The sequence below is a fragment of the Streptomyces sp. E2N166 genome, from assembly GCF_003671715.1.
In the GTDB taxonomy this organism is placed as follows: Bacteria; Actinomycetota; Actinomycetes; order Streptomycetales; family Streptomycetaceae; genus Streptomyces; species Streptomyces thinghirensis.
In genome coordinates, this window is sequence record NZ_RAIF01000006.1 from 1,148,652 (window position 1) to 1,156,706 (window position 8,055).

An 8,055-nucleotide genomic window follows, 5' to 3' on the forward strand; every position below is an offset into this window, starting at 1 on the left:
CGCGGGCACCGACGCCCTACGACTACGGCGAGGCGCGCGCCGGGGCACGCCTGTGGTCCGGCGCGCGCGCCGGGACACGCCTGCGGTCCGCGCTCCGAGCCGCTTGACTGGTCCGCGCTCCGTCCGCGGCGCCGCGCGACCGTACCGGCGTGCGCCGGGGCGCCGCCGGTCACACCGCCTCCGGCCGCTCCGTCGTCGACAGCGCCGCGAGCGCGGCGGAGACCGCGGCGGACGTGCGCAGGTCGAGCCGGGCGCTCGTCCCGCGCACGTGGTGGCGCAGTTCGTCGACGGCCGGCGTCAGCAGTTGGGGCAGCAGGTCCGTGCAGCGCCGGGCCACCCAGCCGGTGCCGGCCGTGGCCAGCCACCACAGGCTCGCCGACCTGGTGGGAGTGGGGAACTCGTTCTCGGGCGAGGGCGCGGGCCCGGTGGCGTGGCCTCGCTCGGCGAGCAGGGCGTGGAAGCGCAGGGCCAGCTGCCGGTGGCCCCGCTCGCCGGGGTGCAGCCGGTCCGCGCTCCACATCGCGCGGTCCGTGGTCCAGTCGCCCTCGCTCGCGTGCAGGTGGACGGCCCCGTACCGGTCGGACAGGGCGTGCACGACGGCGTTGACCGCCCGCTGCCGCCGGGCCAGCGGGCGGGCCAGCGCCCCCGGCAGCCCGAGCGTCGCCCCCGGGTCCGGCAGGCACGCCGTGAGCAGCAGCGCGCCCTGTGCGGTGAAGGCGGCGTACACCGTGTCGAGCCGGGCGGCGACGGCTCCGAGGTCGAAGGAGCAGCGCAGGGTGTCGTTGACGCCGACGACGACGGACACGACGTCGGGACGCAGGGCGAGACCCACGGGCAGTTGCCGCTCGGCGACGTCCCGGGCCCGCGCCCCGCTGAGGGCGAGATTGGTGAACATCGCGGGCTGCTCGGCGAGCCCGGCGGCGAGCAGTGCGGCCCAGCCGCGCCACCCGTCGCGCACCGGGTCCCCCACGCCCTCGGTCAGCGAGTCCCCGAGGGCCACGAACCGGACGCGTCTCATGGCACGGCCTCCGGCAGCACGGGAAGAGCGGGGGCCGTCGCGTCGTGCGCGGCCAGGAACGCCCCGACCGCCGCGTCCCAGCCGAAACACTCCGCACGCGCGCGTGCCGCCTCTCGCCGGTGCGCCTCCCGGCGTCCGAGGAGCAGGTCCACGGCGTCCGCGAAGGCCGCCCCGTGGTCGGCGGCGACGGCCCCGGCGGAGCCGATCACCTCCGGCAGCGCCGAGGACGCGCTGGCCACCACGGGCGTGCCGCAGGCCATCGCCTCCAGCGCGGCGAGTCCGAAGGTCTCGGCCGGTCCGGGAGCCAGGCACACGTCGGCGGACGCCTGGAGCGCGCCGAGCAGCCCGCGGTCGGCGACATGGCCGAGGAAGGTCACCGGCAGCCCGCGCTCCCGCGCCCGCTGTTCGAGCCGCGGGCGCAACGGCCCGTCCCCGGCGACCACGAGCACCGCCCGCTCGCCGCGCCGAAGCAGCGCCGCCAGCGCGTCGAGCGCCGTGCCCGGCCGCTTCTCCACGGACAGCCGGGAGCACAGCACCAGGAGCGTCTCGTCCACGCGCGCGTGCCGGGCGCGCAGCCCGGGATCGCGCAGCGCCGGGTGCCGCCCGGCCAGGTCGACGCCCAGCGGAGCCCGTACGACGTTGCGGGCCCCGATGCGGACGAACTCCCGCTCGGCGAACTCCGTGGTGCACACGACGCGCGCGTAGGTGTGTGCCGTGCGGATGTTCAGGGCGTCGGCGGTTCGCCGGGCCGCCTCTTCGGGCAGGCCCCAGGTGCGCAGTACACCGTCGGTGGTCTCGTGGGAGACCATCACGGCGGGGATCCTGGCCCGCCGTGCCCACTTGCCGGTCCAGCGCAGCGTGGTCCGGTCGGAGACCTCCAGCCGGTCGGGTGCCAGCTCCTCCAGCAGCGCCGCCACACGCCGCCTGCCGGTCAGGACGCGGTAGCCGCCGGTGCCCGGCAGCAGCGGTCCGGGGAGGGTGATCACCCGGCCCTGTTCGGTCTCCCGGTCGTCGGCGTGCTCGCCGGGGACGACGAGGACGGGGTCGTGTCCGGCCCTGCGGAAGCCCTTGCCCAGCTCGCGCAGCGCGGTGCGCAGGCCGCCGGACGCGGGAGCGACGAAGTTGGCGAGCCGGACGATCCGCAGTGCGCCGCTCATGCCGCCAGCACCGCCTTCCGTGTGGCGAGCACGTCCGTGTAGTGGCCGATCAACCGGTCGCCGACGGCCGCCCAGGTGCGTCCCTCGACGGCAGCCCGCCCGGCCGCCCCGTACGCGGCCCGCAGCGCGGGGTCGGCGGTCAGCGACCACACCGCGTCCCGTACGGCTGCCCCGTCGCGCGGCGGCACGAGCAGTCCGGTGCGCCCATGGGCGACGAGGTCCAGCGGCCCGCCCGCGGCGGGCGCGACGACGGGCACGCCGCTCGCCATGGCCTCCTGCACGGTCTGGCAGAACGTCTCGAAGGGGCCGGTGTGCGCGAAGACGTCCAGCGAGGCGAAGAGCCGGGCGAGGTCGTCGCCGGTACGGCGGCCGAGGAAGAGCGCGCCCGGCAGTGCCTGCTCCAGACCGGGCCGGCTGGGCCCGTCGCCGACGACCACGACGCGCACGCCGTCCAGGCCGCAGACGCCGGCGAGCAGCTCCACCTGCTTCTCGGGGGCGAGCCGGCCGACGTAGCCGACGATCAGCTCACCGTTGGGAGCCAGTTCGCGGCGGAGCGCCTCGTCGCGCCGGTCGGGCCGGAAGCGGACGGTGTCCACCCCGCGTGGCCAGAGCGAGACCCGGGGCACACCGTGTGCCTGGAGGTCGCGCAGCGCCGCGCCGGACGGGGCGAGGGTGAGGTCGGCGGCGGAGTGCACGGAGCGGATGCGCCGCCAGGCGGCCGCCTCGCCCGCCCCCATGTACGTACGGGCGTATCCGGCGAGGTCGGTCTGGTAGACGGCCACGGCGGGGACACCGAGCCGGGCGGCGGCGGCCATGCCCCGGACGCCAAGGACGAAAGGGCTGGCCAGGTGGACGAGGTCGGCGCGGTGCTCGGCGATCGCGGCGGCCACGCGCCGGCTGGGGAGGGCGACGCGTACCTGGGGGTAGCCGGGGAGCGGGAGGGAGGGGACCCGGACGAGGGGGCACGCGGCGGAGGTGTCCGCCTCGGTGCCCGGGGCGGTGGCCGGGGCGACGACGACGCAGTCGTGACCGCGGTCGGCGAGGTGCCGGGCGGTCTGGAGCGCGCAGTGGGCGACGCCGTTCACATCGGGGGGAAAGGACTCGGTCACGATGACGACACGCATACCGGTGTTGTCGCCGGACTGAACGTGCTCGCGTCAACGTCGATCTTTCCGGCCGAGGAACGTCCCATGAGCGTTGCCCTGCTCACCCGGGAGTCCCTCAATCCGGTCCTCCGGCGGGCTTCGGACCGCCGGGACCGCTCGGCGCACGCGGGACCCGGTCTACGTGGACCGGCGGGGCGGCGTCCGGAGCGGCCCGCGCCAGTGCGGAAGGACGGCCGCGGGCCCGCGCGGGCTTCTCCGTCCGCTCATGCCGAACCGCCTCGGGCCGGCGCGCCCGCTCACACGGTCGGCGCGTCCGGTCCGAAGCGGCTGCGTACGGCCGTCTGGACCTCGTCCTCCTCGGCCGGATCGGCGGCGAGCCTGCGCAACCGTTCGACGACGCGGTTGTCACCGGTCTCGGCGTGGCGGGCGGCGAGTTCGCGGGTGGTCTCCTCGCAGTCCCACAGGCACTCGATGGCGAACCCGGCGGCGAAGGACGGGTCGGTGGCGGCCAGCGCGCGGGCGGCCCGCCCGCGCAGGTGGGAGGAGGCGGTCTCGCGGTAGATGTGGCGCAGTACGGGCGCGGCGCAGGCGATGCCGAGCCGTCCGGTGCCGTCGACGAGGGTCCACAGGGTCGGCGCGTCGGGGCCTTCGCCGCGTACCGCCTCACGCAGTGCGGCGAGGACGAGGTCGCGGTCCTGGGCTCCGCCCCGGCAGGCGAGTACCCGCCCGGCGGCGGCGCCCAAGGCGTCGGGTCGGTGCACCCAGCGGCGCGCCAGGTCGACGGCGGGGAGGCCGCGCATGCGCTCGAAGGCGGCGACGGCGGCCTCGACGACCGGCGTCGAGCCGTTGGTCACGGCGGCCTCGATCAGGTCGAGGGCGTCCGGATCGTCGCCGTCGGCGAGATAGCGCAGGGCGGTGCAGCGGGCACCCTCGTCGCCGGACCGCGCGGCCTCGACGATCTCGGGCCGGTCCTCGGGACCCGCGACGGCCGTGAGACACCGGGCGGCCGGCACATGGAGCGCGGCGCCGCGCTCGACGCCCTGCTGGGCCCATTCGAAGACGGCCCGCACGCTCCAGCCCGGACGCGGTCCGGTGGGGCTCATCTGCCGCTGCCAGCGGTCGAAGCAGCCCGTCTCATGGGCGGCACGCACACGCGTGGCGATCGATTCGCGCGGATCGTCGGCCCACAGCCGCCAGGGCCGGGGCTCGAAGGCGTCCCGCACGGCTACGGCCAGCTCGGCATCGCCCTCGGCATCGTGCGGGAAGCGTGCCAGCACGGGCGCGGCGAGCGAGCGCAGACCGGCGTCGTCGTCGCGCAGCGCAAGCTCGTCCAGGGCCCACGCCCAGTTGACGCCGTGGGCGGCGTACCCGCGCAGCAGCCGGAGCGCGTCCAGCCTGCCGTAGGAGGCCAGGTGCCCGAGGACCGCGAGGGCCAGCCCGGTGCGTGACTCGTCGGCCTCGAGGATGTCCTCGGGGTCGAAGAGGTGGGCCTCGATCGCGTCCAGCTCGCCGTTGAGGTCGAGGTAGAGGCGGGCGTAGTAGAGGGAGCGGTTCTCGACCTGCCAGTCGTGGCGGGGGTCGTGCAGCACGCAGTGGTTCAGTGCCGCGAGCGCTTCGGCCCGCGGAGCGGTGAGCGCATGCAGCGTGCCGTCGCCGCGACCCCGCTGAAGCAGGCCGAGCAGCGTACCGCTGGGCGCTATGACCGGATCGAACATGGGAAACAGCCTCACATCAAGCGTCGACGCAACCGGGGAGCACGCGTTACCTGGCCGTGCGCCAACACGTCGGAGCACCCGCCGTCTCTTGCTTGCTGAAGACCATGTTCCTCTGCCTCTCGTCGGTGGCCCTTGCGGGCCGTGTCACGGCCCGCGCGGTGCGGCAACATCTGCCCAGCCATCACGTCCGTGAACCACGTCGTCATGATGACCCGGCGGTCACATCTGCCGCGACCGAAATTTCGGCGGCCCGTTACCGCCTCCCCCGTTATTCGTATTTTCCCTGGTCAGAAAAGAGTGGAGCAGACCCGGAGCAGTACCGGATCGGCTTCCGGTCACTGAGCGCCGAACAGCTCCAGCAGCTCTGTCCGGGCGAACATCCGCGCCGTGTCCACGGCGGACGGAGTGCCCGCGGACGGATCCGCGCCGGCCTCCAGAAGGGCCCTGGTCACTTCCGTCTCACCCTTGAAGGCGGCACCGGCGAGCGGGGTCTGGCCCCGGTCGTTGACGCGGTCGGCCTCGGCGCCACGGGCCAGCAGCGCGCGCACCGCGCCGGCGTGTCCGTGATAAGCGGCGAGCATGACGAGGGAGTCGCCGCGGTCGTTGGTGAGATTGGCGGGAACGCCGGCGTCCACATAGGCCACCAGTTCCTCGGTCCGGCCCTGCCGGGCCAGATCGAAGATCTTCGTCGCCAGCTCCACGACCTCCGGGTCGGGGGCTTCACTCATCGGCCGGACCACCTCTCACTGCGCATGCCGGGGACTGGGCGCACGGCCGCGAGCGGTGCGGCCGTGCGGGTGAATCGCCAGGGTACTGGCTCGCGCCGCACATGAGCCGAAGTGCCCGAGGTAAAGATCAGCACGGACCCGGCAGGGCGCAACAGCCCTGCTCAACCGGCCCAAGGACTACTCCGCCACTTGGGGCAATTTCGAAAAATTTCCCCCATTTGCACCTTTTATCGTATAGATACATGCTGTGAGCCTGGAAGTACTCATGGTGACTGTCCCCGCGAACCAGGAGAACTCACATGATCCTCTCGATCTCAGGCGTGGTCCTGCTCGGCATCGTCGTCTTCATCTTCTTCCGCAAGGACGGCCTCAAGGCCTCACACGCGCTCGTCGCGGTCCTGTTCGGGTTCTACCTGGCGAGTACGGCCATCGCCCCGAGCATCAAGGCAGGCGGCGAGAGCCTGGCGGGCCTCCTCGGGGGAATCAAGTTCTGACGCCCCTCACCCCCGCCCGACATCCGCACGTACGCACTTCCAGGAGGCAGCAGTGGCCCGGCGGCCCCTCCCCCGCATTCTGAGCAACGGCGGCGCGCAGCTCGCCCGGAGCCGGGAGCTGGCCCGGACGGCGGCCGACAGCGCCACCGACGTCCTCCAGCCGCTGATCACGATCGCCCGCGGTCTGCGCCGCCTGGCCGCGGCCGCGCGGCGCAGATGGACCGAGACCCCCAAGGACCGGCGCGGCGCGCTGTTGTTCCTGGTGGCCTCGGTGGTCCTGGTCGTGGCTCTGGTCCCGTACGGCCCGCTACTGGCCGTCATCGCCCTGATGGCGGCGGCGGCCTGGCAGGGCAGGGACCGCACCCCGTCGGAGCCGGACGGCCCCGACGACTCCCAGACCAAGCGCCTCCAGTCGCTCTACGAGGCGCTCGTCCCGTACTTCTCCCTCGCCGAGGACCCCGATCCCCTGTACTCCCACGGGGGCGCCTGGGAGAAGGCGTTCCCCGCGTACGAGTTCGACGACACCGGCCGCTTCGCCCACCTGGTGATCCGCTACCCCGCGTACTTCACCGACGGGGAGGCCGAGGCCCGCGCCCGGATCGAGCACCTGCTCACCGCCAAGTCCGGGCGGGGCCGGGAGTACCGCTTCACGTGGGACGAGGAGGCCAACCACCTCGCCGTCGACGTACTCGCGGCGCTGCCCACCGACATCGCCGCCCAGCGCTTCGTGACGGCGCCCGGCGAGACCGTCCTCGGCTTCACCGACCCGACCGGGGTCCAGCGCACCCTTCCGCTCACCCACGGCGAGGAGCGGCGCGATGTGCCCCCGGTCGTCTGGCGTACCGGCATCCGCTCGACCGAGCCCCACCTGCTGGTCCTGGGGCAGCCCGGTACCGGCACGTCCACCCTGCTGCGCTCGGTCGCGCTGCAGGCCCTGCACCACGGGGACCTGCTGATCGTCGACGGCGGCGGCACCGGCGAGTACGCCTGCCTGGTCGGCCGGGACGGCGTCCTGGCCGTCGAGTGCGGCCTCACCGGAGCGCTGACCAGCCTGGAGTGGGCCGCCTCCGAGACGGAACGCCGGCTGATCTCCCTCAACCGGGCCCGTCAGGAGGGCCGGCCCGCACCCGACGACACCAAGCGGCCGCTGTGGGTCTTCATGGACCGGCCGAGCGCGTTCCCGCACCTGGCCGCCGCGGACGGCCGCAAGGACCCGCAGTCCCTGCTCCAGGTCCCGCTGCGGCACGGCCGCGCCGCGAACGTGACGGTGGTCGTCGCCGACCAGCTGGACTCCCTGGACAGCCTCAGCGACGCCGTACGGCAGCACACGCGCGCGCGTGTCGTCCTCGGCCCGGCCACGCCGGACGAGCTGGCGTCGGTGCTCGGCGCTCCCCCGCGCACCACGCCCGTGGACCAGGTTCCGCCCGGCCGGGGGTACGCCCGCCTGGGCACCGGACCGGTACACCGCCTCCAGGTCCCGGCCACGCCGGACCCCTACGACGACGCGACGAGCGACGCCCACCGGCAGGCGGTGCTCGACCTGCTGCCCCCGCGCACGACCCCGGCGGACGGTGAGCAGGTGCCCGTGGACGAGGACGCGGCCGAGAAGAAGATCTCCATCGAGAAGAAGACCGCCACGCAGAAGAAGGCCGCCACGCAGAAAGCCGTCACGGACGAGCCCGAGCCAGAGAGGCCGGAGGCCGACGCCGGGCCGGCGCCGGTCGCCGAGCCGACGCCCGTCGCGGTGGAGGCGGTGGCCCAGGAGGTCACCGCGGCCGAGCCGCCCATGCCGGAGACGGTTCCCGCGAAGGCGGTGGCGGCCGAGACCTCCTGACGG

7 protein-coding genes are annotated in these 8,055 nt (G+C 74.5%); 2 read left to right on the forward strand and 5 right to left on the reverse strand.

The features are described from left to right. Window positions 1-169: 169 nt before the first annotated feature. The 5 genes from EBH09_RS05560 to EBH09_RS05585 form a co-directional block, all read right to left on the reverse strand. Window positions 170-1,018, reverse strand: coding sequence for an SGNH/GDSL hydrolase family protein (locus tag EBH09_RS05560; RefSeq protein WP_121745844.1), 849 nt, complete (start codon window positions 1,016-1,018; stop codon window positions 170-172). Next, entirely contained in the window at window positions 1,015-2,175 is a 1,161-nt protein-coding gene (locus tag EBH09_RS05565) for a glycosyltransferase (RefSeq protein ID WP_121745845.1), read from the reverse strand. Before EBH09_RS05565 ends, EBH09_RS05560 begins: the two co-directional genes overlap by 4 nt. Further along, window positions 2,172-3,299 carry a glycosyltransferase family 1 protein gene (locus EBH09_RS05570; RefSeq protein WP_121745846.1) on the reverse strand — a complete coding sequence of 376 codons (1,128 nt, stop codon included), beginning with the start codon at window positions 3,297-3,299 and terminating at the stop codon, window positions 2,172-2,174. Before EBH09_RS05570 ends, EBH09_RS05565 begins: the two co-directional genes overlap by 4 nt. A 278-nt stretch (window positions 3,300-3,577) precedes the next feature. After that, complete coding sequence (locus tag EBH09_RS05575; protein ID WP_121745847.1) at window positions 3,578-4,996, reverse strand: HEAT repeat domain-containing protein; 1,419 nt, start codon at window positions 4,994-4,996, stop codon at window positions 3,578-3,580. A gap of 335 nt (window positions 4,997-5,331) precedes the next feature. Continuing rightward, window positions 5,332-5,724, reverse strand: a complete 393-nt coding sequence (locus tag EBH09_RS05585; RefSeq protein ID WP_193776121.1) for an ankyrin repeat domain-containing protein — start codon at window positions 5,722-5,724, stop codon at window positions 5,332-5,334. Window positions 5,725-6,023: 299 nt separating this feature from the next. On the opposite strand from EBH09_RS05585, the gene EBH09_RS05590 reads away from it, so the two are divergent. Together EBH09_RS05590 and EBH09_RS05595 are read left to right on the forward strand one after the other, a co-directional pair. Next, entirely contained in the window at window positions 6,024-6,218 is a 195-nt protein-coding gene (locus EBH09_RS05590; RefSeq protein ID WP_003977410.1) for a hypothetical protein, read from the forward strand. A gap of 52 nt (window positions 6,219-6,270) precedes the next feature. Then, window positions 6,271-8,052, forward strand: coding sequence for a hypothetical protein (locus EBH09_RS05595; RefSeq protein ID WP_121745850.1), 1,782 nt, complete (start codon window positions 6,271-6,273; stop codon window positions 8,050-8,052). Window positions 8,053-8,055: the final 3 nt, after the last annotated feature.

What these genes read in the sequence shown, in the direction of transcription:
- EBH09_RS05565 (WP_121745845.1), bottom strand. Translation starts at nt 2,175, where the DNA reads ATGAGCGGCGCACTGCGGATCGTCCGGCTCGCCAACTTCGTCGCTCCC.
- EBH09_RS05570 (WP_121745846.1), bottom strand. Translation starts at nt 3,299, where the DNA reads ATGCGTGTCGTCATCGTGACCGAGTCCTTTCCCCCCGATGTGAACGGC.
- EBH09_RS05585 (WP_193776121.1), bottom strand. Translation starts at nt 5,724, where the DNA reads ATGAGTGAAGCCCCCGACCCGGAGGTCGTGGAGCTGGCGACGAAGATC.
- EBH09_RS05575 (WP_121745847.1), bottom strand. Translation starts at nt 4,996, where the DNA reads ATGTTCGATCCGGTCATAGCGCCCAGCGGTACGCTGCTCGGCCTGCTT.
- EBH09_RS05590 (WP_003977410.1), top strand. Translation starts at nt 6,024, where the DNA reads ATGATCCTCTCGATCTCAGGCGTGGTCCTGCTCGGCATCGTCGTCTTC.
- EBH09_RS05560 (WP_121745844.1), bottom strand. Translation starts at nt 1,018, where the DNA reads ATGAGACGCGTCCGGTTCGTGGCCCTCGGGGACTCGCTGACCGAGGGC.